This is a genomic window from Umezawaea beigongshangensis (assembly GCF_016464305.1).
Taxonomy (GTDB): domain Bacteria; phylum Actinomycetota; class Actinomycetes; order Mycobacteriales; family Pseudonocardiaceae; genus Umezawaea_A; species Umezawaea_A beigongshangensis.
Window position 1 is genome coordinate 341,871 of record NZ_JAEIOJ010000006.1, and the last position, 24,210, is coordinate 366,080.

At 75.3% G+C, this 24,210-nt stretch carries 22 protein-coding genes; 16 read left to right on the forward strand and 6 right to left on the reverse strand.

The genetic code is table 11. The features are described from left to right. Window positions 1-3: 3 nt before the first annotated feature. The 4 genes from arfA (at window position 4) to IMZ35_RS17680 (ending at window position 4,564) form a co-directional block, all read left to right on the forward strand. Window positions 4-1,512: an arabinosylfuranosidase ArfA gene (arfA, locus tag IMZ35_RS17665; protein ID WP_307868300.1), complete on the forward strand. Its 1,509-nt coding sequence runs from the start codon at window positions 4-6 to the stop codon at window positions 1,510-1,512. Window positions 1,513-1,607: 95 nt separating this feature from the next. Beyond that, complete coding sequence (locus IMZ35_RS17670; RefSeq protein ID WP_307868301.1) at window positions 1,608-3,122, forward strand: hypothetical protein; 1,515 nt, start codon at window positions 1,608-1,610, stop codon at window positions 3,120-3,122. Between the two features lie 185 nt (window positions 3,123-3,307). Beyond that, the gene (locus IMZ35_RS17675) at window positions 3,308-4,033 is read left to right on the forward strand and encodes a GAF and ANTAR domain-containing protein (RefSeq protein ID WP_199442190.1); all 726 of its coding nucleotides are present in this window, start codon (window positions 3,308-3,310) and stop codon (window positions 4,031-4,033) included. A 171-nt stretch (window positions 4,034-4,204) separates the two neighbouring features. Then, window positions 4,205-4,564, forward strand: a complete 360-nt coding sequence (locus tag IMZ35_RS17680; RefSeq protein WP_199442191.1) for an STAS domain-containing protein — start codon at window positions 4,205-4,207, stop codon at window positions 4,562-4,564. Between the two features lie 4 nt (window positions 4,565-4,568). Here the strand turns inward: IMZ35_RS17680 and IMZ35_RS17685 are convergent, their stop codons facing one another. After that, window positions 4,569-4,979: an STAS domain-containing protein gene (locus IMZ35_RS17685; protein WP_199442192.1), complete on the reverse strand. Its 411-nt coding sequence runs from the start codon at window positions 4,977-4,979 to the stop codon at window positions 4,569-4,571. Between the two features lie 143 nt (window positions 4,980-5,122). Here IMZ35_RS17685 and IMZ35_RS17690 point away from each other — a divergent pair, with 143 nt between their 5' ends. Continuing rightward, window positions 5,123-5,539 carry a PAS domain-containing protein gene (locus tag IMZ35_RS17690; protein ID WP_199442193.1) on the forward strand — a complete coding sequence of 139 codons (417 nt, stop codon included), beginning with the start codon at window positions 5,123-5,125 and terminating at the stop codon, window positions 5,537-5,539. A 99-nt stretch (window positions 5,540-5,638) separates the two neighbouring features. On the opposite strand, the gene IMZ35_RS17695 is transcribed toward IMZ35_RS17690, so the two are convergent. Both IMZ35_RS17695 and IMZ35_RS17700 read right to left on the reverse strand, forming a co-directional pair. Continuing rightward, entirely contained in the window at window positions 5,639-6,106 is a 468-nt protein-coding gene (locus tag IMZ35_RS17695; RefSeq protein ID WP_199442194.1) for a cupin domain-containing protein, read from the reverse strand. 269 nt (window positions 6,107-6,375) lie between these two features. Then, window positions 6,376-7,029: a hypothetical protein gene (locus tag IMZ35_RS17700; protein ID WP_199442195.1), complete on the reverse strand. Its 654-nt coding sequence runs from the start codon at window positions 7,027-7,029 to the stop codon at window positions 6,376-6,378. 188 nt (window positions 7,030-7,217) lie between these two features. On the opposite strand from IMZ35_RS17700, the gene IMZ35_RS17705 reads away from it, so the two are divergent. Beyond that, window positions 7,218-8,189, forward strand: coding sequence for an NAD(P)/FAD-dependent oxidoreductase (locus IMZ35_RS17705; protein ID WP_199442266.1), 972 nt, complete (start codon window positions 7,218-7,220; stop codon window positions 8,187-8,189). 217 nt (window positions 8,190-8,406) lie between these two features. Here IMZ35_RS17705 and IMZ35_RS17710 read toward each other — a convergent pair whose 3' ends face one another. After that, window positions 8,407-9,837 carry a helix-turn-helix domain-containing protein gene (locus IMZ35_RS17710; RefSeq protein ID WP_199442196.1) on the reverse strand — a complete coding sequence of 477 codons (1,431 nt, stop codon included), beginning with the start codon at window positions 9,835-9,837 and terminating at the stop codon, window positions 8,407-8,409. A 275-nt stretch (window positions 9,838-10,112) separates the two neighbouring features. After that, entirely contained in the window at window positions 10,113-11,453 is a 1,341-nt protein-coding gene (locus tag IMZ35_RS17715) for a COG1470 family protein (RefSeq protein WP_199442197.1), read from the reverse strand. A 172-nt stretch (window positions 11,454-11,625) separates the two neighbouring features. On the opposite strand from IMZ35_RS17715, the gene IMZ35_RS17720 reads away from it, so the two are divergent. From IMZ35_RS17720 to IMZ35_RS17755, 8 genes are all read left to right on the forward strand, one after another. After that, window positions 11,626-12,306 (forward strand): helix-turn-helix transcriptional regulator, encoded by a 681-nt coding sequence (locus tag IMZ35_RS17720; protein ID WP_199442198.1) that lies wholly within the window; start codon window positions 11,626-11,628, stop codon window positions 12,304-12,306. A gap of 129 nt (window positions 12,307-12,435) precedes the next feature. After that, a complete protein-coding gene (locus IMZ35_RS17725; RefSeq protein WP_199442199.1) occupies window positions 12,436-15,564 on the forward strand; it encodes a DUF11 domain-containing protein in 3,129 nt (1,042 codons plus the stop codon). Beyond that, on the forward strand, window positions 15,561-16,265 hold the full coding sequence (locus tag IMZ35_RS17730) for a Pvc16 family protein (RefSeq protein ID WP_199442200.1): 705 nt from the start codon (window positions 15,561-15,563) through the stop codon (window positions 16,263-16,265). The genes IMZ35_RS17725 and IMZ35_RS17730 overlap by 4 nt, the downstream gene beginning before the upstream one ends. After that, on the forward strand, window positions 16,262-18,319 hold the full coding sequence (locus IMZ35_RS17735; protein WP_438816879.1) for an ATP-binding protein: 2,058 nt from the start codon (window positions 16,262-16,264) through the stop codon (window positions 18,317-18,319). The genes IMZ35_RS17730 and IMZ35_RS17735 overlap by 4 nt, the downstream gene beginning before the upstream one ends. Before the next feature lie 136 nt (window positions 18,320-18,455). Further along, window positions 18,456-19,970, forward strand: a complete 1,515-nt coding sequence (locus IMZ35_RS17740; protein ID WP_199442201.1) for a phage tail sheath family protein — start codon at window positions 18,456-18,458, stop codon at window positions 19,968-19,970. 43 nt (window positions 19,971-20,013) lie between these two features. Continuing rightward, the gene (locus IMZ35_RS17745; protein WP_199442202.1) at window positions 20,014-20,454 is read left to right on the forward strand and encodes a phage tail protein; all 441 of its coding nucleotides are present in this window, start codon (window positions 20,014-20,016) and stop codon (window positions 20,452-20,454) included. Next, entirely contained in the window at window positions 20,451-20,903 is a 453-nt protein-coding gene (locus IMZ35_RS17750; protein WP_199442203.1) for a hypothetical protein, read from the forward strand. Before IMZ35_RS17745 ends, IMZ35_RS17750 begins: the two co-directional genes overlap by 4 nt. Further along, complete coding sequence (locus tag IMZ35_RS17755) at window positions 20,900-21,058, forward strand: DUF6760 family protein (RefSeq protein WP_199442204.1); 159 nt, start codon at window positions 20,900-20,902, stop codon at window positions 21,056-21,058. Before IMZ35_RS17750 ends, IMZ35_RS17755 begins: the two co-directional genes overlap by 4 nt. 987 nt (window positions 21,059-22,045) lie before the next feature. Here IMZ35_RS17755 and IMZ35_RS17760 read toward each other — a convergent pair. After that, window positions 22,046-22,720: a hypothetical protein gene (locus tag IMZ35_RS17760; protein ID WP_199442205.1), complete on the reverse strand. Its 675-nt coding sequence runs from the start codon at window positions 22,718-22,720 to the stop codon at window positions 22,046-22,048. Between the two features lie 436 nt (window positions 22,721-23,156). On the opposite strand from IMZ35_RS17760, the gene IMZ35_RS17765 reads away from it, so the two are divergent. Next, entirely contained in the window at window positions 23,157-23,753 is a 597-nt protein-coding gene (locus tag IMZ35_RS17765; protein ID WP_199442206.1) for a hypothetical protein, read from the forward strand. Window positions 23,754-23,773: 20 nt separating this feature from the next. Beyond that, complete coding sequence (locus tag IMZ35_RS17770) at window positions 23,774-24,199, forward strand: phage tail protein (RefSeq protein WP_199442207.1); 426 nt, start codon at window positions 23,774-23,776, stop codon at window positions 24,197-24,199. Window positions 24,200-24,210: the final 11 nt, after the last annotated feature.

The following is a 24,210-nucleotide window of genomic DNA, read 5'->3' on the forward strand; positions in this document are numbered from 1 at the left end:
ACCGTGCTGACCGCTTCTCTCGTCCTCAGTCCCGGCCACGTCGTCGCGCCGGTCCGCCGCCGTCTCTTCGGGTCCTTCGTCGAGCACATGGGCCGCTGCGTCTACACGGGCATCTACGAGCCGGGGCACCCCACGGCCGACGAGGACGGCTTCCGCGGCGACGTGCTGGCGCTGACGCGCGAGCTGGGCGTCACCCTCGTCCGCTACCCCGGCGGCAACTTCGTCTCCGGCTACCGCTGGGAGGACGGCGTCGGACCGGTCGCCGACCGGCCGGTTCGCCGCGAGCTGGCCTGGCACAGCCTCGAGACCAACGAGGTCGGCCTCGACGAGTTCGTCCGCTGGGCCCGCAAGGCCGGTGCCGAGGTCATGTACGCGGTGAACCTCGGCACCAGGGGCGTCGCCGAGGCGCTCGACGTGCACGAGTACGCCAACCACGAGGGCGGCACGCACCTGTCGGAGCTGCGCCGGGCCAACGGGGCGACGCAGCCGCACGGGATCGCCCTGTGGTGCCTGGGCAACGAGCTGGACGGACCGTGGCAGACCGGGCACAAGACCGCGCAGGAGTACGGCAGGCTCGCCGCCGAGACGGCCAGGGCGCTGCGCCAGGCCGAACCGGGACTGGAGCTCGTCGCCTGCGGCAGTTCCAGCTCCACCATGCCGACGTTCGGCGCGTGGGAGTCCACGGTCCTGGAGCTGGCCTACGACCAGGTCGACCACATCTCCTGCCACGCCTACTACGAGGTGATCGACGGTGACGTCGACAGCTTCCTCGCCTCGGCCGTGGACGTGGACCACGTCGTCGACAGCGTCGTGGCCACGGCCGACGCGGTGGGCGCCCGGCTCAAGAGCACCAAGCGGATCGGCGTGTCCTTCGACGAGTGGAACGTCTGGTACCAGAAGAGGTTCCACGCCGATCCGCGCACGGACTGGGAGATCGCCCCGCGGATCATCGAGGACCGCTACGACGTCACCGACGCCGTGGTGGTCGGCAACCTGCTGATCTCGCTGCTGCGGCACGCCGACCGCGTGGTCGCCGCCTGCCAGGCCCAGCTGGTCAACGTCATCGCCCCGATCCGCAGCGAGCCCGGCGGACCCGCGTGGCGGCAGACGACCTTCCACCCGTTCGCGCTGACCTCCCGGCTGGCGCGCGGACGGGTCCTGCGGGTGGAGATCGCGTCGCCGACGACCCGGACCGCGCGCTTCGGCGACGTGCCCGTGGTCGACGCGGTGGCCACCCACGACCCCGACACCGGTGAGGTCGTGCTGTTCGCGGTCAACCGCGGCCGGGCGGAGCCGGTGGAGGTGCTGGTCTCCGTCACGCCGTTCGGGGACGTGGAGGTGGCCGAGGCGTGGACGCTGCACGACGCCGACGCCTCCGCGAGCAACACGCGCGACGACCCCGACCGGGTCGTGCCACGACCGGCGAGCGCCGAGATCACCGGCGGTGTCCTGCGGCTCGTCGCTCCGCCCGTCTCCTGGAGCGCCGTGCGGCTCGCCCTCCGCGCGTCCTAGCGGGGGCGTTCGGCCGAGGGGTTGAAGCCGGTCGTCCGGCGGGTCATGATCGAGGACCCGGTCGCGCCAGCGTCGGAGGACCAGGAGGAGGACGAGTGACGGCACACGAGATGGATCGGCGCACGCTGCTGCGCGGTGCTGGTGTCGCGGGCGTCAGCACGGCGCTGACCGGCCTGCTCGGCACCGCCCCGGCGACGGCCGCGCCCGACGTCACCCCGTTCGACCTGCACTTCTCCACCACCGAGCGGTTCCGGCCGTTCGACCTGATCGCGCCGCGGTTCGTGCAGTACGACAGCGCGGTCACCCCGTCGCCGCGCGCCTCGGGCACGCTGGTGAGCACCGGCGCCGGCCCGCGGGCGCCGTTCGCCTCGGTGCTGGTCGAGGTGCAGCGGATCGACGGCGCGGGCGCGGTGCAGGCGGGCTGGGCCGGTGGGGACACCTCCGTGCTGGGCACGCTCGACCCGGGCGCGGGGCGGGCGACGATCGAGGTGACCGTCGGCGGCACGACCACCGTCGTCGCCTCGGCCGAGGCGCGGGTGAGCGGGTCGTTCGGGTTCGCCGTGGTCCTCAACGAGAACGCCGTCACGGTCCTGGTCGACACCACCGGCACCGGCACCGGCTGGCAGCCGCTGGTGACCGAGCGCAACGGCGTGCGCGCCCTGATCGACCTGCGGGTGCCCGCGGTCCTCGGGAACCTCGACCACGCCTACGGCGGGCGGGGCGACGGCTCGGTGCGCCTGGGCCGCGTGCGGGCCGGCTACTTCGGCCAGGTCGGCGTGCGGGACCCGCACGTGGTGCAGCACGCCGACGGCAGGCCGTACGTCCGCGACGGCAAGATGTACCTGACCCTCACCAACGCCGGGCTGGGCTTCTTCCAGCAGGCGCACTGGGCCGTCTGGACGATCGACCTGGCCGATCCCACGCGGCTGGAGCAGGTCGCGATCCTGTTCTTCGAGCGCGACGGCGCGGTGCTCGGCGACCACGCCGGGCAGATCGTGTACGACGACCGCACCGGGCGCTTCATCGTGCTGATGAGCTCCTGGGGCGACTTCGACTTCCGCGGCGTGCACATCAGGCACGCCACCACCGGGGCGAACGTCCTCTCCGGCGTCCACGTCATCCCCACCCAGCGGCTGCCGCTGCCCACGACGGTCAGCTCCTGGGACCCGGCGCTGACCCGCGTCGACGGCCGCTGGCGGCTCGCGTTCGTGGAGAGCGAGGCGCAGCAGCCCGCGTTCGTCTTCCACCCGGCCCTGGCCGCCGGGCCCGTCGGCGCGGACTACGCCGAGTCGCTGAGCCGGGTCGGCGCGGACACCGGCGTCGACCAGACCGAGGGCACGATCATCCAGCGCGTCGGCCGCTCCTGGTACGTCTTCGCCAGCGACGGCGACGCCCGCACGTACCCGGTGTACGACCTGCGGATGCGCAAGCTCGGCACGCTGGACGCCCCCTACGGCACGAACATCCCGCACCCCGTGCTGCTGCCGGTCGGCCGCGAGTGGTGGCTCATCACCTTCGACGGCACCCAGTTCGCCGAACCGGTCCTGGGGTACGGCGGCCACGGCGACCTGATCGTCATGCGCTCCCCGGCCCCGGGGGGTCGCAGGTGACGCGCGGCGCGTTCCGTTCCGGGAGGAACGGAACGCGCCGCGCGCCACACCGACGCGGTACTCGTGCCGCTTCCCCGTTCCGACCGTCGCGGGCGGTGCCCGCTCGCCGTCCGCTGCACCGAGTGCGGTCCGGTGCGACGATGGGGTGATCACCGGCGGGGACCGCGGAGGGAGGTGGGCGGCGGATGACGGACGTGCCGGAGCACGGCGGTGCGCGGCTGGTCACCGAGTTGCAGGACCTCCTGCTGAGCACCCGCGACGTCGACGAGTTCCTCCAGCAGGTGACCGTCCGGGCCGCGGCCGCCGTCGAGGCGCCGGTCTCGTGCGGCATCACCGTCCGCCAGGACGGACGGCCCGTGACGGTGGCCAGCAGCGACGACCTGGCCACCCGCGTGGACGAGGTGCAGTACGGCCACGAGCGGGGGCCGTGCCTGTCGACCATGCGCACCGGTGAGGTGAACCTGATCGAGGACCTCGCGGGGGACGACCGGTGGGGCGGTTACCGCCCGGAGGCGCTGGCCCGGGGCGTGCTCTCCTCGCTGTCGGTCCCGCTGTTCGTGCTGGACGAACCGGTCGGCGCGCTCAACCTCTACTCCCGGCAGGCCCACAGCTTCGGCCCGCGGGAGCAGGCCGCCGGACAGCGCTTCGCCGGCGAGGTCTCCGGTGTGGTCGCCCTGGCCGCCCGCATCGCCGAGCACGCCCGGCGCGCGGACGACCTCACGGTGGCGCTGGCCTCCCGGTCCACCATCGACCAGGCGCTCGGCGTGATCATGGCGCAGAAGCGGTGCTCCGCCGACGAGGCGTTCCGGGTGCTGCGCACCGCGTCGCAGAACCGCAACGTCAAGCTCCGCGACATCGCCGTGGAGGTCGTCACCGCCGTCAGCGGGCAGCGACCGGTTCCCCACCGGTAGCTCGGCGGGGTCCGGTCCGCCCGACCGTGGCCGTTCGTGGTCCCCGCTGCCGGCGTCGGCTGGCCGCTGGTTCCGCGCCGGCCGTCGCACCGGCGTTCGACGTGGTGGTCCGGACGGGTGATGCCCCGTTGCCACTCGTTTGGGTGTCGACGTGCGTGGAACCTGGTCGGGGTGAGCTCGGAGCTGATCGTGCAGATCATGCCCGCGGTCCGGATCGACCGTCAGGTCGCCGGTCTGCTGGTGCTGCTGTCCGGAGAGTTGGAGGTCGACACGGCGCACGACCTGGCCGAGCGGCTGGAGCTGGTGCGGCACCACCGGGAGGTGGCGGTCGACCTCTCCGGACTCACGTTCATGTCGGCCTACGGAGCGGCGACGCTCGCGGTCGCCGCCGCGGAGGTGCGGGCCCGCGGCGGGCGCCTGCTCGTGGTGAACGCGAACTCGATCGTGCAACGGGTGCTGGGACTGACCCACCCCGACCTCCTCGCCCCGCCCGAGGTGACCCGTGCGTGGCGCCGTCTGCGAGCGGTCTGACCCGTCACCGTTCGCCGGTGGTGCCCGGCGCGGCCAGGGCCACGGCCACGCTGCGCCTCAGGAGCAGCCGCCGGTCCGCGCCGAGCACCTCCAGCGCCCGGCCGACCTCGGGGGTGACCGCGGCCAGGCGCAGCTCCGTGCCGAGGGCCAGGGCGCGGTGGTGCGCCCGCACCAGCCCCGCGGCCCCGCAGCACGCCAGGAACCCCACACCCGCCATGTCGACCACCACGGGGGCCGGTGGTCGCGCCCGGTCGAGGGCCTCCGCCAGCGCCCGCACGAGCGTGGGCGTGCTGTGCAGGTCGATCTCGCCGGCGAGCCCGACCACGACGGCCCGCCCGTGCCGCCCGTGCCGCACGCGCAGGCCGGGCGGCGGTTCGGAGGCGCGGGACGTGGACAGGGCGGGCACTCCTCGCACTGGCGGACGGTCTCACGGTAGAACGCCCGCACCGGTGGCGCGGGCGGACGTGAACCCGGCAGCACCCTCCGGGTGACGGGCACCGCCGGTCCGGGTGATGTGACGTGGACGTCGTGTCCGACCTGGATGTGGTGTCCGGGTCCGTGAGCGAACGTCCGGTGGCCGAGCGGCTGGCTCCGGTGTGCGAGGCGGTGGCCCGGCTGCTGTCGCCGCACGCCGACGTGGTCCTGCACGACCCGCGCACCGACCGGGTCGTGGCGATCTGGAACGCGCTGTCCGGTCGCGTCCCCGGCGACCCCCCGGCTGCTGGGAGAGCTCGCCGGGCTCCGCGCGGCGGCCGGGCAGGACGTCTTCGGGCCGTACCGAAGTCGCTGCACCTCGGCCACACCGAGACCTGCGGTCTGCCCGCCCTGCGCGAGGCCGTCGCGAGCACCTGCGACGAGGTGGCCCCCGAGGACGTCCTGTGCTTCGCGGGCGCGGCGGAGGCGCGATGTGCGTGGACCTCGTGCAGGAACGGGGCGTGCTGCTGCTGCCCGCGAGCACCGTCCGCTCGGAGCTGACCCCGACGTCCGCCGACCGCTTCCACCTCGGCCGGCGCTCCCCGCAGGAGGGGCTGGCCCGGTGGGCGGCTTGGCCGGAGGTGCGCGGGTGATCGGCGATCAGCGCGGCGGGCCGACGACGATCGAGCCGTGGGCCTCGGCCGCCGCGGCGAGGAGCGCGGGGGCGAGGGCGAAGCCGTCGGGCCTCGGCGTCGACAGGTCCCGGCCCGCCTGGCGGAACATGCCCTCGATGCCGCTCGGGGTGGCGATCATCAGCAGGTCGGCCCGCTCGGAGGTGATGCGGTAGCCGTGGGGGACGTTCTTCGGCAGGAAGACGATGCCCCCCTCCTCCAGTTCGCTCTCCTGCTCGCCCGACCACACCAGGGCGGTTCCGCTGATCAGCAGGAAGACCTCGTCCTCGCGGGTGTGCACGTGCATCGGCGGTGCCTGGCCCCTGCCGACGTCGAACCTGCCCACGGTGAGCTGGCCGTCGGTGGCGACGCCGTCGAGCAGGATCGAGAAGGTGTTGCCGCCGAGCCACTCCAGCTTCTGCTGCTGCGCCGGCTGCGCCAGGTACGACATGCTCATGATCAGTTCCTCCCGTCGGAACACCTGTCCGAACAGCAAACCGGTGAGATGCTTCCCGAGAGGGTGAACTTGCTGCGGTCGGCGGAATCGCCGACCGGACGGGGGTCGGAGGGGCCGTGGCCGGCACGAACCCCGAGGCCGGACGGCCGCCCTCGGCCACCACGACCGGGACCGCCGCCGTCGAGCGGGCCGCCGAGCCGCGCGTGCTCGACCGGCTGGAGCGGCACCCGACCGGGGTCGCCGGCGCGCCTCCCGGCCGAGCGCCCCCGTCACGTGCCGGGCCGCGCCGGGTGCAGCACCCAGGAGCTGACCCGGTCGCCGGTGGCCGTCGCCCCGCGGTCGACGACGAGGGGACGGCCGTCGGCCAGCAGGTCGTCCGCCGTGACGTCCACGACCCGCAGTCCGGCTCCGGTGAGGTTCGGGCACCGCCCGGCGGCCACCCGCAGGCACCGCCCGTGCAGCGCGCTGTCGTTGCGCACGTCCCCGTTGCCCTCGGCCAGGACCTTCGCGCGGGTGGGCAGCGGCAGCCCGCACACCTGGCAGGACCAGGTGAGCTGGCAGTGCTGGAGCCGCCGGGCGTCGACCCGGCTCCACCACGGCCGCCCCGCGGTGACCGGCGTGACGTAGGGGTGCGGCAGACCGCGCAGCAGCGGCCGGGGGAAGCCCGGTCCCGGAGCGGGCACGTCCAGTCCCAGGTCGACCCGGCGCTCCTGCGCACGCCACAGCTCGACGCCGGTCCCCGCCGCCGGGCACTCCGGGTCGGTGCACACCAGCGCGTCCAGGTCGAACCCGAGACCGCCGTCGCACCGCTCGCAGCGGAACAGCGGTGCGCGGACGTCCTCGCGCGACGCGGGCGCGGTGGTCGGCGCGGACTCGTCGACCGGCTCGGCGCTGGCCCGGGCGACCGCCTCCTCGTGCGTCATCTCCCGGCCTCCGAGATCCCCGGAACAGGTGGACCGGGCCTCCACGGTAGAGCAGTCCGAGGCGGTGTCGCACGAACCCGTCCGCTCGTTGCCGTTCTGGCAATTATGATTGTCATTTCCGTTGTTCACCGACCACAGTGGTGGCACGGCCGCGGACGACGCGGTGGACGAGCGGAGGAGAAGACGTGGTGGACGAGAAGTACGACGTGGTGGTGGTCGGCGGCGGCGCGGCCGGACTCGCGGGAGCGCTGGCCCTGGTGCGGGCCCGCCGGTCGGTGCTGGTGGTCGACGCGGGAGCGCCGCGCAACGCGCCCGCCGGGCACGTGCACAACTACCTGACCCGCGAGGGGACGCCGCCCGCCGAGCTGCTGGCGGCCGGGCGGGCCGAGGTGGCCGGCTACGGCGGCGAGATCGTCACCGGTGGGGTCACCGCGGCCGAAGCCCTCGACGACGGCGGTTTCCGCGTGCAGCTCGACGGCGACCGGTCGGTGCGGGCGCGGCGGCTGCTGGTGGCCACCGGCCTGGTCGACGAGCTTCCCGACGTGCCGGGACTGGCCGAGCGGTGGGGCGACGACGTCCTGCACTGCCCGTACTGCCACGGGTGGGAGGTCCGCGACCAGCGCATCGGCGTGCTGTCCACCGGCCCGATGACCGGGCACCAGGCCCTGCTGTTCCGGCAGTGGAGCGCGGACGTGACCGTCTTCCTGCACGACGGCCCGCCGCTGGGCGCCGACGACCGCGAGCAGCTGGAGGCCAGGGGAGTGGCGCTCGTGGAGGGCGAGGTGGCCGCGCTGGAGGTCGCCGACGACCGGCTCACCGGCGTCCGGCTGCGCTCGGGCGAGGTCGTCCCGCTCCAGGCGCTCGTGGTCGCCCCGCGCTTCACCGCCCGCGCCGACGTGCTCGTCCAGCTCGGGCTGGAGCTGGCGGAGCAGCGCGTCGGGGACCAGGTGCTCGGCACCTTCGTGCCGGCCGGTCCCACCGGCGCCACGGCCGTTCCCGGCGTGTGGGTGGCGGGCAACGTCGCGGACCTGCGCGCCCAGGTGATCAGCGCCGCGGCCTCGGGACTGACGGCGGCGGCCGACCTCAACGCCGACCTCGTCGCCGAGGACACCCGGCTCGCCGTGGCCGCCCACCGCGCCCGCGCCGGCGTCGTGGTGTGAGCGCCGAGGGGGTCCGCGACGGCGGAACGGGCGGTGGGGAGTCGCCGCTCCCCACCGCCCGCTCCGGTGTCGTGCACCGCACCGGCAGACGCCTCTCGGCGAGTGGCCGCTCGTAGCGGCGAAGTGGTGAGGCCCGGGGGTCCTGCACCGGTGCGGCACCCGGTACAACGCCTCGCGCCGCCGGTTGTTCCCGGTGTCCGGCGGTGGTCCGCGCCGCTCACCTGATCGGGCGAGTCCGCGCCGCGGCGGTGCCCTCGCGCGCGGTGCGCTCCGCCGCCCGGTCCTCCCGGCGCTGGCCGGGGATGCGCCGGGTCAGCGGATCGCGCGCGACGACGGTCGCGCGCGCGCACTCCTGCCGCGCTGTCGGGGCGCGGCCGTGCTCGCCGGTCAGCAGCTCGCGCGCGAACAGGCGCACCAGGCCGCTCACCAGGTAGTCGCCGTCGGCGGCGGCGTGCAGCACCCGCGCGTCGACGAGCGCCTCCAGCTGCTCCTCGGCGGCGTCCAGCGCCAGCCCGGACACCACGGCGACGGTCCCGACGGCCACGGCCGGTCCCGGCAGGAGGCCGAGTCCGCGGAAGACCTTCCTGGCCGCCGGTGCGAGCCGGTCGTAGGAGTGCGCCAGCGCGCTGCGCACGTCCAGATCACCCGCGGTGAGCGCGCTGAGCCGCCGAGCGGGGTCGCGCAGCCGCCGTTCGAGTCGGCTGATCGGCCAGTCGGGACGATCGGCCAGCCGGTTGCCCGCGATGCGCAGCGCGAGGGGCAGGTGGTCGCACAGCTCGGCGATGCGCAGTGCCGCGCCGGCCTCGGCCGCGACGCGGTCGTGCCCGGCGATCGCCCCGAGCAGCTCCACGGACTCGGCGGGGGAGAGCACCTCCAGCGCCAGGCGCACCACGGACTCCAATCCGGACAGCGTCCGCCTGCTCGTGATCAGCACCAGCGAGCCGGGACTGTTCGGCAGCAGGGGACGCACCTGCGCCTCGTCGGCCGCGTCGTCGGCCACGACCAGCAGCCGCAGGTCCCGCACGAGCCACTGGAACAGCGCCAGCCGGTCGTCGTCGGCCGGCGGCACGTCGCCGTCGTGCACGCCGATGGCGCGCAGCAGGTGCTCCGCCGCTGCGCCGGGCGACAGCGGGTCCGGCTGCGTGCCGCGGAGTCCGAGGAAGACGGTGCCGTCGGGGAACCGGTCGGCGAGCCGGTGTCCCGCTGAGACGGCCAGCGCGGTCTTGCCGACGCCCGGCTCGCCGAGCAGCGCGACCACGGCGGTCGTGTGCGCGTGGTCGTCGGCGACCGCGGTGATCCGGGCGAGCTGCTCCTGGCGCCCGGTCAGGTCGGCCACCGCTCTCGGCAGCGGGTGCGGTCGCCCGGCCGGCCATCCCGGAAGGACCGGGGTGGCCGCGCCCGCCCGTCCCGGCGCCAGCAGTCGCAGCAGCGCCACGCCTCCCGGAGCCAGCGCGGACGCGAGGGCCTCGACCGTGCTGCGTCTCGGCCGGTCCACCCGTCCCCGCTCCAGGTCGCTGATCGCGCGCGTGCTGAGACCGGACCGCTCGGACAGCTCCTCCTGGGTGAGTCCGGCGAGCCTGCGGTGCTCGGCCACCAGGCGTGCGACGAACGCCCTGGTCGGAACACCGCTCGGAAGGTCACTGTCCACTGTGGTCACCATCCGTGTCGTGCGTGACGGGTGCCGCCGCCGTACCGGTGAACCGCGGTGGCCGGACCGGCGCCGGAGAGCGACCGACTGATTGTCCACGGTGACGAGCGTCGGCACACTCCGCTATTCCCGTGTCCGCGTCGCCGGCGGACGACCGGCAGATCGTTCTGCTGGCAGAACTTCGTGGACAGCCCTCCGCGCCGCTGCTGTGGTGGAGGGGGACGAACCGGTTCGGGGCCGGTCCCGGACCGGGGGGAGGTGCTGGGTTGCGCGGCTCACCGCCGGACGTCCCGCAGCGCGCCGCTGACGTTGAGCAGCTGGGCGCACCCCGAGGCCTGCTGCCCGGACGCGGGGGTGCCGGGGCGCGCGCACGTCACGTCGGCGGTGACGAGGGCGTTCTCCGGCACCTCGATCGGCGTGACCCAGTGGTAGTCCTGGTTGCGGAAGGTCTCCAGCGCGATCGTGGTGATGGTGCGGTCCCCGAAGGTGATCGTCATGACCCCCTCGTCGCCCTGGAAGTTCGCCACCACGACGTCGGTGATCAGGAAGATCTTCCCCGAGGGCACGGCGTAGGTGCCCACGTTGCGGGTGCCCCCGCCGGTGCGGACCTCGATGGTCGCCGAGCTCTGCTCCCCCAGCCCGCCCGCCGTGCCGTCGCCCGTCCCGTTCCCGTTCCCGCTTCCGGTGCCGTTCCCGCTGCCGTCCCCGGTGCCCTGCTCGCCGGTGCCGTCGCCGCTGCCCGTGCCGTTCCCGCCGCCGGGCCCGGTGGTGCTGCCCGTGTCCGGCTCGGCACCGGCCTGCGCCTCGCGCTCGTCGGCGACCTCCACCGCCTTGTCCTCCGCGGCCTGCTCGGCGGTGCTCCGCACGGCCGGGCGCACCAGGGTGAACCACGCGAGCAGCAGTGCCAGCAGCAGTGCCAGCAGCGCGAGCAGCCAGCGCGGCAGGATCGGGAGCTGCACCAGCTCGCCGGGCAGCGGTGCCGTCCTGGCGGCCGGGTCGTCCTCGGCGCTCTCCTCCGCGCCGACCGCGTGCACCTCGAACGGCCACGTGACCGGTGTGCCGAACCAGATCCGCGTGCCCACCCGCACGCGCAGCCGCCCGTCCAGCTCGGTGCCCGGTTCGAGCCGCGACCGGTCCGGCGTCACGGCGAAGCGCAGGTCCTCACCCGCCTGGGAACTGCTCAGCAGGACGTCGGTCGACGCGTTTCCCAGGTTGCGCACCGAGACGCGGTAGCGGGCGCCCAGCCACCCGCGGCGGCGCTGCGGCACCAGCTGCGCCTGGAGCTGACCGAACGGCTCGACGAGCACGGTCGTCTCGGGCACCACCACCGCGTCGGGCCGTTCGACGGGGAGCACCCGCACACCCAGCGGAACCCGGCCCGCGCGCACCTCGGGCGAGCGGGGCGGCGCGAGGCGCACGGTCACCTCCTGCGAGGTGCCGGGGTAGAGCGACACGCGCGCGGGCTGCACGGTGCTCCACGCGGCGCACTCGCCGACCACCTCCAGCTCGTAGCCCTCGACGATGTCGCCGTCGTTGCGGATGGTCACGGTCGTGCTCGCCTCACCGCCCGGCGTCACCACGACGGTGTCGAGTTCGATCTCAGCAGATGTGGTCACCGTGCGGACGCTAGGCGCGCGGGGGAGGCCGCGGCAGGGATGCGGGGGCAGAGCGCGGGCACCGCGAGTGCCCGCGGGCCACCGACCGGCTGCCCGGCGTGGGGAGCGGAGCATCGCGGCGGTGGGGGTCGCCGATCACGGGGTCGAGATCCAGGTGAACGGAGCAGCGGGGATGAGCGGTGCAGGGGACGTGACGATCGGCGGCGCATCGGGCGGGACGTCCGCCGGAGCGGGGCGGGTTCCGGTGGCGGTGTTCGCGGAGGACGACATCCTGAGGTCGGGGGTGTTCCACCAGTTGCGGCAGCGGCCAGAGGTGGAACTGCTGCCGCCGGAGGAGGTGTCGCGCGCCAGGGCGGCCCTGGTGGTGGTGGACCGGGTGGACGACGCGGTCGTGCGCGTGCTGCGGACGTTGCAGCGCGGCACGGCGACGCGGACCTGCCTGGTGGTCGGGAGGTTCGAGCCGAACGCGCTCCAGACGGTGGTCGACTGCGGGGTGGCCGCGGTGATGCGCCGCTCCGACACGACGGGGGACCGGCTGGTGCGCACGGTCCTGGCGGTGGAGAAGGGCGAGGGCGTGCTGCCCGGCGACCTGGTGAGCCGGCTGCTCGACCACGTCGGCAGCCTCCAGCGGGCCGCGCTGGACCCGAGAGGACCGGGCCTGTCCACCCTGAGCAGCAGGGAGGTGGACATGCTGCGCCTGGTGTCGGAGGGGTTCGACACGGTGGAGATCGCGCAGAAGACGTCGTACTCCGAGCGCACGGTGAAGAACGTCCTGCACGAGGTGACGACCCGGCTCAACCTGCGCAACCGGGCGCACGCCGTGGGCTACGCGATGCGCCACGGCCTCATCTGACGGTCGGGCGTTGCCCGCGGGGCACCGCCGGGATGCCCCCGGTCGTGGTCCCGCGGGCCTGTTCGCGCGGCGCGGCGCGGACGAGCGTGGAACCACGAGGACCGGCGGCGCGGAATCACGGGGTGAGCGGTGGGCGGCACGGCGGCACGGCGCAGGGTGGGCGCACTGGGCGCGGTGGGCGTGCTGCTGTGCGCCCTTCCGGTGGTCGTCGGGCGGCTCGCCGCCCCACCGGCCGCCGCGCAGGCGGACGATCCCGCCGGAGGACGGATCGTCTACGCGGGCACCGAGCACCTCGGCCTGGGCGTCGCGACGAACGGGGGCGTCAGCGATCCGCTGTTCGGTCCCGGCCCGGCCCACTTCGACCGGTCCGGCTCGGCGCGCGGGGACCTGCTGGTGTTCACGAGCCTGCGCGACGGGCCGCGCCAGCAGGTCTACCTGCGCGGTGCCGGCGGCGCGGTGCGGCGGCTGACCTCGGACCGGGACGCCGGACGGCCCCGGCTGTCGCCGGACGGCACGTTCGTCGTGTTCGACTCCGCGGAGCCGTCGGGGACGGGCGACGCCGTCCAGCGCGACCTGTGGCGCGTGGGCACCGACGGCACGGGCCTGCTGCGCCTCACGGACACGCCGTCGGACGAGACCTCGCCCGACGTGTCGCCGGACGGCGCGTTCCTCGCGTTCTCCAGCGACCAGGACCCCGAGCGGGGCCGCGAGATCTACCGGATGTCGCTCGCCGACGGCACGACGACCCGCGAGACCGACGAGCCGAGCGGGTCCGCGCTGGACCCGGACTGGAACCCGGTGGACGACGACGTGCACCGCAACCGCATCGCCTACGTGCTCGACCACCCGGAGACCGGCGTCCTGGCGAAGATGATCGACGGTGTGTGCGACTGCGGGCCGCTGCTGGGCGGCGAGCAGGCGTCCTGGCGGAGCGGCTCCCCGGCGTGGCTGCCCGACGGCGAGGGCGTGCTGGTCACCAGTCCCGGCCCGCTGGACGGCCCGCCTCGCGTGTACCGCGCCGTCGCCCGCTCGGCGGAGCCCGCGGTGCCGGTGCTCACCGAGGACCGCGCGCTCGACACGCCCACCTGGCTCGGCCCGCTCGACGGCGGCCGGGTCGTCGTCACCAGGACCAACGCCCCCGACCGGCTCACCGCGACGCTCCAGGACGTGCGCCCGGACGGCGGGGACCCGCGCGACCTGGGCGTGACGGTGCTGCGCGAGGACCCGAGCACCGACCCCGCGGGCGACCCGCTGTTCGACCCGGCCCCCGGTTTCGACCCGTGGACCGAGCGGCAGAGCTACACGCCCGACGGGCGGCGCATCGTCGTGACGCGGTTCGAGGACTCCCCGGCCGGGCGGATCCAGCGCATCTGGCTGGTCGAGGCGGACGGCTCTGACCCGCGCCCGCTGCCGTCGCAGGGCAGGGGACCGGCGGACTGGGACACCGACCCGGCGTTCTCCCCGGACGGGCGGTTCCTGGCGTTCACCAGGCAGTCGCCCGGCGGGGCCGGCCCGGCGGGAGGCACCAGCCGGATCGTCGTCGCCGACGCCGTCACGGGAGCCGTCGTCGGCGCGGTGCCGGGAGACGCGGAGACCTCCGACGCGCAGCCGACGTGGTCCGCCGACGGCACCACCGTCGCGTTCACCAGGGAGATGGTGATCAACGGCAGCGTCGGCAACAAGCACGTGTGGACCGCGGCGGCGGACGCGCTGGAGGAGCAGGACGACCTCAGCGCCCGGCACTGCCCCGGCGACTGCGACGTCATCGACGACAGCCCGGCGTTCTCGCCCGACGGCACGCGGATCGCGTTCAACCGCAAGAGCGGCGGCGGCAGGGACGACGAGCGCACCGGCGTCTTGATCGCCTCCTCGGCCGGACCCGGCTGCGAGGTCGTGCTGCCGGTCGGGCTGCGCGACGATCCGGGGGCGTGCGGCCGGGAGCTGCCCGACACCTCCGGCACCGGCCCGTACCAGCCCCGCGACGTGGCGTGGAGCGCCGACGCGACGCGCGTGGTCCTCACGGCCAGGCGCGGGCTCGCGCGCAACACCCCGGAGCGCCTGTTCGCCCTCGACCTCGTCAGCGGCGCGCTGACCCCCTTCGGCGCGGACCTGCCGGGCAGGCAGAAGGAACCGGCGACGCAGCAGTCCGTGGACCTGGCCGCCGCCGCGCCGCCCGGCACGCCCGCGCTGGAGGTCGGCACCGCGACCTCGGTGGCGGTGGACGTCACCAACCGCGGTCCGTCCGCGTCCCCCGGCACGGCGGTCACCGTGTCCGTCCCGGCGGGGCTCGCGCTGGACGGGCTGAGCACCGGACGCGGCACCTGCGACGCGGCGGTCCTGCGCTGCGACCTGGGCGTGCTGGAACCGGGCGCCGTCGTCGTGGTCACCGCCGCGGTCACCGGCGCGGCGGCGGGCCGGCAGGAGGTCGGCTGGTCGGTGGCCGGCACCGTCGTCGACCCCGCACCCGCCGACAACGCCGCGACGACCGTCGTGCCCGTGGTGGACGCCCAGCCGCCCGAGACCACACCGCCGACACCGGTTCCGCCCGAGCCGCCCGCGCCCCCACCACCCCCACCTCCGTCACCGTCACCGTCACCGCCGCCGTCACCACCGCTCGCCGGTCCGGCGCTGACCGTGGGCGCGCAGCCGCAGCCCGGCCACGTCGGCGGCCGGATCACGGTCACCTACACGGCCCGCAACGGCGCGAACGCGCTCGCCACCGGTCTGCGCCTGACGTTCGGGCTGCCGCGCGGCGTGCCCGTGGTGTCCGTGCCGCCGGGCTGCTCCGCCGCGGAGTGCGCGCTGCCGGACCTCGCGCCCGGCTCCACCGCGGTGCTGCGGATCGTCCTGGCGCCGAACGCCGTGCTGGACAGCACCGTCATCGGCGAGCTGCGCACCACGGGCACCGACGCGAACGCGGCGGACAACCGCGCCACGACCCCGCTGCGCGTGCGGCAGCCGAGGATCGTCGCCGTGCCGCCGATCGGGAAGCCCGGCTTCGTGACCTCCGTGCGGGGCGTGGACTTCCCGCCGGGAGCGCCGGTGGCGCTGACCTGGACGCCGGGCATCACCGCGTCCGCCGCGCCCGCGCGGCCCGCGGCGGACGGGCGGTTCACCGCCCAGCTCCTGGTGCTGACCAAGGACCAGACCGGCCCGCGCACGATCACCGCGCGCGGCCCCGGCTTCAGTCCCGTCACCACGCCCTTCCTCGTCGTGAGCGGCACGTTCGGGCCGCCCGACCTGGTGGCGCGGCGATGATCCACGAGGTCGACGAGGGCCTGCGCCGGTTGCTGGTCGAGGGCGGCGTGCAGGAGTCCGGCGTCGAACTGGTCTTCGACGCGCCCACGAGGGAGTGGAGCGCCAAGCGCAACGCGCCCGCGGTCAGCGTGTTCCTCTACGACATCCGCGAGGACGTCGCCCGGCGGCGCACCGGCTCCGCCGAGGAGCACGACGGCGACGGCGTGGTCGTCGGCTGGCGCGGACCACCGCGCTGGTTCCAGCTCACCTACCTGGTGACCGCGTGGACCAACCGGCCGCAGGACGAGCACCGCCTGCTGTCCGACGTGCTGCGCTGCCTGGTCCGCACGGACGTGCTGGCACCGCGCCTGCTCACCGGGTCGCTCGCCGAGCTGGGGCTCGCCGTCGGGCTGGACGTGTCAGGGCCGGGCAGCGGCGGGCCGTCGGCCTCGGACGTGTGGTCGGCCCTCGGCGGTGAGCTGCGGCCCGCCGTGGACGTCCGCGTCACGGCCCCCCTGCGCGGGGAGCACACCCCCGCCGGGCCGCCCGTCACCGACGGGCTGGTGGTCCGCTCGGCCCCGTCGGCCACGCCCGGCGCGGAACCGGAGGACGTCCGCAGGCTGCGCTACGAGGGCGCCGAGACCCGCGACGGCTTCGCCGCCGCCCGCGCCCGGCGCGAGCCCGCCAGCAGACGCCGCCGCCGCGGGAGCACGACCCGGTGACGCGGGAGCTGGTGCGGTCGCCGGACGACCTGCGCCACCTGCTCGCGCACGTGCACCTCGTCGAGCAGCGGGTCCGGCGGGCGGTGGCGGCGCGGCGCGCCACCGATCCCGCCCCCGACGACCCCTACCGCGGCCTCTACCTCACCCCCGAGTCCGTGGATCGCATCCTCGACGCCCCGAGCACCCCGGCGCAGCCGGTGATCCCGACGCCGACCGCCCCCGGCACCCGGCTGCACCGGCTCGCCGAGCGGTTCGGGCTCGGCGCGCTGGACGTCGAGCTCCTCCTCGTCGCCGTCGCGCCGGAGCTCGACGCGAGGTTCGAGCGCCTCTACGGCTACCTCAACGACGATGTGACCCGCCGCCGCCCCACCGCCGGGCTCGCCCTGGAGCTGTGCGGCCTGCCGGCGGCCGGACCGGGCCGGTTCCTCCTCTCGCCGACCGCGCCGCTGGTCGCGGGCGGCCTCGTGGAGGTCCACGACGACGACCGGCCCGCGCTGTCGCGCACCCTGCGGGTGCCGGACCGCGTGGTGGCCCACCTGCTCGGCGACGACGAGCCCGACGTCGCGCTGCGCGGCCTCGCCGTGGTGCGGACCGGCCCGGCGCAGACCGAGGACCCGGTGGTGGAGCGGGTCGCGGCGGCGATCGGCACCGGCCTGGTGCACCTGAGCGGCACCGACGGCGACGCCGCCGAGATCGCCGTCGCCGGACTCGCCCGCACCGGCCGCGGCGCGGTCGTGCTGGACGTGACCGCTCTCGCCGAGCTGACCGCGACGGCGTCCGCGACCGTGCTGCCCGCCCTGGTGCGGGAGGCGCGGCTGCGCGGCGGCGGCGTCGTGCTCGGCCCGGTCGAGTCGCTCGACCCGCGCCGCCCGGAACGCCTGGCGCTGCTGCGCGCGCTGATCGCGCGCGCCACCGGCGTGCCGCTGGTGGTGCACGGCGCGCACGGCTGGGACCCGCTGTGGGCGGCGCGCGGTCCGCTGGTGATCGGTGTGCCGCGCCCCGGCACGCGGCAGCGCGCCGAGCGCTGGCGGCGCGCGCTCACCGACGCCGCCGGTCGCGAGCCCGAGCTGGGTGGCGCCGAGCTGGCCGAGGTCGTGGCGCCCCTGCGGCTGACCGCGGAGCAGGTGCGCCGCGCGGCGGCCGTCGCGGTGGCCCTGGCGTCGCTGGAGGAGCGTCCCGTCGCGGCCGACGACGTGCGCGCGGCCGTGCGGGCGCAGAACGGCGCGGGACTGGAGCGGCTCGCGCGACGCATCACCCCGGCCGTGCGGCGGGACGACCTGGTGCTGCCGCCGCGGACCCGGACGCAGCTCGCCGAGCTGATCACCCGCGCGCGGCACCGCGACCAGGTGCTCGGCCGGTGGGGGATGCGGCCGGGAGGAGGCAGGGGACGCGGGGTGCTGGCGCTGTTCGCGGGGGAGTCGGGCACCGGCAAGACCATGTCCGCCGAGGTGGTGGCCGCCGAACTGGGCGTGGAGCTGTACGTCGTGGACCTCTCCGCCGTCGTGGACAAGTACGTGGGGGAGACCGAGAAGAACCTGGAGCGGATCTTCACCGAGGCCGCCCACGTCAACGGCGTGCTGCTGTTCGACGAGGCCGACGCCGTGTTCGGGAAGCGGTCGCAGGTCAAGGACGCGCACGACCGGCACGCCAACGTCGAGTCGGCCTACCTGTTGCAGCGCATGGAGTCCTTCGACGGCATCGCCGTGCTCACCACGAACCTGCGCGCCAACCTGGACGAGGCGTTCACCCGCCGCCTGGACGTGGTGGCCGACTTCCCCGTGCCGGACGCCGCGGGACGGCTGGCGCTGTGGGACCGCTGCCTGGGCACCGCGCTGCCGCGCGGCGACGACCTCGACCTGGAGTTCTGCGCGCGGCGCTTCGAGCTGGCCGGCGGCTCCATCCGCGCGTGCGCGATCACCGCCGCCTACCTCGCCGCCGACACCGGCCGCCCGGTCGGCATGGCGCAGGTGATGACGGCGGTCGTGCAGGAGTACCGCAAGCTCGGGCGGCTGCTGCTGGAGAGCGAGTTCGGTCCGTGGCTCGACGGCACCTGAGTGGCCGCCGCGTTCGCGCCGGTGCCCGGCGGAGGCAGCCGCGTTGCCCCCGGCGAGGGCTCGCCGAACCTGTTGGCGGGCAACGGCGACGGACGAGCATCTGAGCAGACCGAAGCGATCTGCCGAAGGAGCGAACATGCCGTCGTACCTCTCCCCGGGCGTGTACGTGGAGGAGGTCCAGACCGGGGCCAGGCCCATCGAGGGGGTCGGCACGGCCGTCGCCGCCTTCGTCGGCTTCGCCGAGTCCGGGCCGTTCCACGAACCGCTGCTGGTCACCAGCTGGGACCAGTACCAGCAGCGGTTCGGCGGGTTCACCGAGGGCACCTACCTCGCCCACGCCGTGTACGGCTACTTCGCCAACGGCGGCGGCACGGCCTACGTGGTCCGCGTCGGCGGCCCGGCGCGCGCCGAGGTGCCGGAGGCCGATCCGGTGGCGCTCGGCGGCTTCCAGGTCCGCGCGCTGCCGGGGACGAACGCCGAGGTGACCGTGGAGGTCGCCGACGCGGACGGCGAGAACCCGCCGGAGGACCGCTTCAAGCTGCTGGTCCGGCAGAACGGCAAGGTGGTCGAGACGTTCGACGTGTCCACGCGACGCAACGTCAAGGGCAACGTCGTCACCCAGGTCCGCGAGCGCTCGAAGCTCGTCGAGGTCGTCGAACCGCAGGGCGCGGTGCAGGGACGCCCGGACAAGCAGACCGTCACCGTGCCAGCCGCGCCGCCGCGCGACGGCGGCCTGGCGAAGCTCGACGCCGGTGAGTACGTCGGTGACGCCGAGGCCAGGACCGGGTTCGCCGGGCTCGAAGCGATCGACGAGATCACGATCGTCGCCGCGCCCGACCTGATGAGCGCCCACCAGCAGGGCGCGATCGACGCCGAGGGCGTGAAGACCGCGCAGCTCGCGATCATCGCGCACTGCGAGCAGATGGGCGACCGGGTCGCGGTGCTCGACCCGCCACCCGGCCTCAACGCCCAGCAGGTGCGGTCGTGGCGGCTGGACGGCGCCGGGTACGACTCGCGCTACGCGACCCTCTACTACCCGTGGATCACGGTGTTCGACCCGGCCACCGGCCGCAACACCACGGTCCCGCCGAGCGGCCACGTCGCCGGTGTGTGGGCGCGCAGCGACGCCGAGCGCGGCGTCCACAAGGCCCCGGCCAACGAGGTGATCCGCGGTGCGGTGGACCTCGACGTGCGGCTCAGCAAGAACGAGCAGGACCTGCTCAACCCGATCGGGGTGAACTGCGTGCGGCCGTTCCCCGGCCGCGGCGTCCGGGTGTGGGGCGCGCGCACCCTGTCCTCCGACCCGGCGTGGCGCTACCTCAACGTGCGCAGGCTGTTCAACTACTTCGAGGAGTCGATCCTGCTGGGCACCCAGTGGGTCGTGTTCGAGCCGAACGACGACCGGCTGTGGTCGAGCATCCGGCGCAACGTCACCGCGTTCCTGACCGAGGAGTGGCGCAGGGGAGCGCTGTTCGGCCGCACCGCCGCCGAGGCGTTCTACGTCAAGTGCGACCGGGACAACAACCCGCAGGAGTCGATCGACCTCGGCCAGGTGGTGTGCGAGATCGGTGTCGCACCGGTGAAACCGGCGGAGTTCGTGATCTTCCGGCTCTCCCAGTTCTCCGACAGCACCAGCCTCGTCGACGAGTGAGAGCACGGCCAGAGACCGCACGGCAAGGCGATGAGGAGAAGAGATGGCAGAGGGCGACGCACTCTCCACGCACGTGTTCGGCGTCCAGCTCGGCGGCTACCTGGTCGAGTCGGTCCAGGAGATCAGCGGGCTGACGGTGGAGGAGGAGGTCGTGGAGGTCAGGCAGGTGACCTCCGACGGCAAGCAGATCATCCGCAAGCAGCCCGGCGCGCGGCAGAGCGGCGAGATCACCATCGTGCGCGGACTGGACAAGAGCAGCTCGTTCACCGACTGGATCAAGGAGACCCTCAACAAGGGGGCCGTGAACGCCGCCCGCCAGAACCTCACCATCGAGATCAAGGACTCGGAGTCGCAGACCGTGCGCCGCATCCAGCTCATGCAGGGGTGGGCGAGCAAGTGGGAGGGCCCGTCGCTCAAGGCGGGCGAGTCCAGCGCCGCGACCGAGACGGTGACCATCACGTTCGAGGAGATCGTGGTCGAATGAGACGGCGCTCCGTCACCGCGGGTGGCCTCGACGAACTGCTGGAGACCGCGGAGCGGCCGGAGCAGCGGTCCGGGCCCGACCCGCGCACCGAGTTCGCGTTCGAGCTGCCGCGCGGCTACCTCGACCCGGACGGCGTGCTCCACCGGCACGGCACGATGCGCCTGGCGACCGCGCGGGACGAGCTGCGGCCGCAGATCGACCTGCGGGTCAAGGAGAACCCGGCGTACCTGAGCGTCGTGCTGCTCGCCCAGGTGATCACCTCCATCGGCTCGGTCACCGACGTGCACGCGGGCGTCGTCGAGCAGATGTACGCCACCGACATCGCGTTCCTCCAGGACTTCTACCGGCGGATCAACAGCGAGGGGCACACCCTCGCGGCCGTCACGTGCCCGCTGTGCAGCGGCTCGTTCGAGGTCGACCTGGCCGGTGGCCGCCTGGGGGAATCGTGACGTACGCGGTCGACCGGCTGCACGAGGAGGTCGCGTACGTGGCCTACCACTTCCACTGGCCGAGGGACGCGATCCTCGACCTCACCCACCACGAGCGGCAGCGCTGGGTGCGGGAGATCGCGCGGATCAACACGCGGATCAACGAGGGCGGATGAGCCGGTGAGCATCTGGGACAGGTTCCGACCCCGGCCCGGCGCCCCGGCGGCGGAACGGGCGCCGGTCCCGTCGGCCGCCGCCGGGGTTCCTCCCCCGGACGGCGGGTGGCGCGCGGTGCCGCCGTCGCCGACCACCGTGCAGCTCGACGCGGTCGGCGTCTCCGACGGCCTGCGCTTCCGCTCGCGCCTGGCCTCCTGGCAGAACCCGGTCCTGGCCTCGGAACCGGGGCACGCCGTCCTGTCCTCGGCACCGGCGGGACTCGTGCACGGCGTGCTGCGTCCCGTCCAGCGCGCGGAGCGTCCGGGAGGGAGCCGGTTGCTGCTGGCCGTGCCCGGTGCTGCGCCCGCCCCGGTGGAGCGCGCGGCGGACCCGGCCGACGCGGCGCGGCGTGCCGCGGCCGTGCGGCCCACGCGCACGCGGCCCCCGCTCGCGGCGGCGCGGACACCGGTCGTGGCGCGCAGACCGCTGCCGGCGGTGGGTGCTGGGGTGACCGCTCCGCCGGTGCAGCGCGCCGCCGCGGGGAACGACGACACGACGGCCCCCGTGCTCGGTGGCGCGCCCCGGCGCCCGCCCGCCGCCGGGAACCGGGCCGGGATCGGTTCGCCCCTGCCGGGGCTGCCGGTCACCGCCGTGGTTCCCGGTGGGCGGCGCGAGGTGCAACCGCCCACCAGGACGCGGCCCCGGCCCGTCGCCGGGTCCACCGGAACCCCGGTCGTGCTGCCCAGGGTGGCCGTCGCGGCGCGACCGGCCGCTGCGCCGGTCCAGCGGTCGCGACCGCTGCTCGCCGGACGACCGCTGAGCGCGGGCACCGCAGCGGCGGAGGGGTCCAGCGCTCCCGGCCGGACCACCGGCGGACGAGGTCCGGTGGTCCGCCCGAACTGGCCGCTGGCGGCTGGCGGCGGTCCGTCCACACCGGACGGTTCCGGCGGTGGGCGGCGGGAGGCGGTCGCGCCGCGACCACCCCGCGACGGCGCACGCCCCGCCGTTCAGCGCACGGGAACCTCCGCCGCGCGGATCTCCTGGTGGCGCACCGAACCGCGCGACGGTGGGGAGGGGACGGCCCGGAGCGCGGAGCCGGTCCTCCAGCGGGCCGCGCGGAGCCCGCTGGCGCGGTGGAGGTCGCCGAGACGAGAGCCCGAACCGCGGGGCGCGACGAGCGGAACTCCCGCCTCGCCGTCGGACAGCCGCTCGCCGGGGCCGGCGCCGGGAACTCCCGTGCTGCGCAGCGCGGTGACGGCCGGCGGTGCCGCGTCGCGGAGCCCGTCGCCGCCGACCGCGGCGTCGCTGCTCCGCAGGGCCGTGCGCCGCAACCCGGTCGCGGGGTCTCCGGCCGCGCGTGACCACGCGGCCCCCGCCGTGCCGCAGCCGACCGCGCGGAGATCCGCCGCCGGGGAACCGGCCGAGCGGACGACGGCCGCTGGAGAGCCGCCCGCCAGGACGCGGGCCGTGCCGAGGTCGCCCTCCGGGAAGTCGACCGGGACACCGGTCGCGCGGAAATCGGTACCCGCGGAACCGGTGGGACGACCGGCGGTGCGGGAGGAGACCTCCGGGGAGCCCGTCGGGAGAACAGCCGTGCGGGCATCGGCTGCCGGGACACCGGCCGGGCGGGAAGCGCCCCCCGGCGAGTCGCCCGCCCGGACACCGGCCGCGCGGAGATCCACCGCCGAGCAGTCGGCCGGAGGGCCGGTCGTGCGGAGATCGGCCGGAGCACCGGTCGTGCGGGGATCGGTCGCCGGGGAAACCGCTGGGGCACCGGTGGTGCGGAGATCGGCTGGAGCACCGGTCGTGCGGGGATCGACCGCCGAGCAGTCGGCCGGGACACCGGTCGTGCAGAGATCGGCTGAAGCGTCGGTCGTGCGGGGATCGGTCGCCGGGAAGACGGTGGGGACACCGGTTGTGCGGGGATCGACCGCCGAGCAGTCGGCCGGAGGGCCGGTCGTGCGGGGATCGGCTGGAGCGCCGGTCGTGCGGGGATCGGCTCCTCGGGAAACGGTCGGGACACCGGCTGCGCGGGCATCGGTCGCCGGAGAGCCCGCCGGGGCACCGGTCGTGCGGAGGTCGGCCGATCCGGCGTCCGCCGACCGGGGGAGAACCGGCGTGCGGACCGGCACCACCGGGCTTCCGGTGGTGCCGGTCGTGCGGACCGCGGCCCTCGCCGAGCCGGCCGTCCAGCGGGCGGCCGGTCGGCGTCCGGCCGTCCGCGAGGCGACGACGCCCGGCAGCGCGGTCGTGCGGCCGGAACAGGTGCGGAGCGGACCCGGCTCGACCCGGCGGGAGGACCCCCGGAGCGAGGTCGTCCAGCGGCGTGCCGTGCGGCCGGAACCCGCGCGGTCGTCCCGTGGGACACCGAACCCGCTCCCGGTGGCCGCGTCCGCGCCGTCGGTCCCACCACCTCCGGTCCTGCCTCCGGTTCCGAGCCGTCCCGCGCCGAGCACGTCCGTTCCCCGCCCGAACGGTGTCGTGCAGCGCGAGGGCGTGGCGGGGGTCCCGCCGGGGGTGCCGGTGTCGGTCTCGGTCGCGCCGAGGTCGTCTCCCCCGACCGCCGGGGACGAGCCACGCCCGGCGAACCGGCCGGCGGCACCCGACCTCGACGACCTGGCCCGGCGGCTCATCGGGCCGGTGCTCGGCCAGGTGCGGGCCGAGCTGCGCCGGGGGCGGGAACGCATCGGGCGGCCGCACGACGGCCGCCGCTGAGCGGTCACGAGGAGAGTGCGATGACGGACGACATCTTCGCGACGAGCGTGTTCTTCACGCTCGCCATCGGGGGCAACGACCTCGGCGCGTTCCACACGTGCACCGGTCTCGGCGCCGAGGTGCAGATCGAGCAGTTCGCGGAGGGGGGCAACAACGGCTTCGCCTGGCAGCTCCCCGGGCGGATCACCTGGACCAACATCACGCTCACCAGGCCCGTCACCGCCGACACGACCAAGGTCGCGCGGTGGCTCGACCAGGTGATCCAGCGGGTCGAGCCCAAGGACGGCGAGATCGTCGCCCTCAAACCCGACCTGAGCCCGATCGTGAGCTGGCAGGTGCTCGGGATCGTCCCGGTCCGCTGGCAGGGCCCCTCCTTCGACCCGACCAGCTCGCAGGCCGCCGTCGAGACGCTGGAGATCGCCCACGAGGGCCTGCGCCCCACCTGAGCACCGCACCC

Bases quoted from the DNA above. Each gene is read 5' to 3' on its own strand.
- IMZ35_RS17695 (WP_199442194.1), bottom strand. From the start codon at position 6,106: ATGAGCATGTCGTACCTGGCGCAGCCGGCGCAGCAGCAGAAGCTGGAG.
- IMZ35_RS17745 (WP_199442202.1), top strand. From the start codon at position 20,014: ATGGCAGAGGGCGACGCACTCTCCACGCACGTGTTCGGCGTCCAGCTC.
- IMZ35_RS17730 (WP_199442200.1), top strand. From the start codon at position 15,561: ATGATCCACGAGGTCGACGAGGGCCTGCGCCGGTTGCTGGTCGAGGGC.
- IMZ35_RS17720 (WP_199442198.1), top strand. From the start codon at position 11,626: ATGAGCGGTGCAGGGGACGTGACGATCGGCGGCGCATCGGGCGGGACG.
- IMZ35_RS17750 (WP_199442203.1), top strand. From the start codon at position 20,451: ATGAGACGGCGCTCCGTCACCGCGGGTGGCCTCGACGAACTGCTGGAG.
- IMZ35_RS17675 (WP_199442190.1), top strand. From the start codon at position 3,308: ATGACGGACGTGCCGGAGCACGGCGGTGCGCGGCTGGTCACCGAGTTG.
- IMZ35_RS17700 (WP_199442195.1), bottom strand. From the start codon at position 7,029: ATGACGCACGAGGAGGCGGTCGCCCGGGCCAGCGCCGAGCCGGTCGAC.
- IMZ35_RS17740 (WP_199442201.1), top strand. From the start codon at position 18,456: ATGCCGTCGTACCTCTCCCCGGGCGTGTACGTGGAGGAGGTCCAGACC.
- IMZ35_RS17770 (WP_199442207.1), top strand. From the start codon at position 23,774: ATGACGGACGACATCTTCGCGACGAGCGTGTTCTTCACGCTCGCCATC.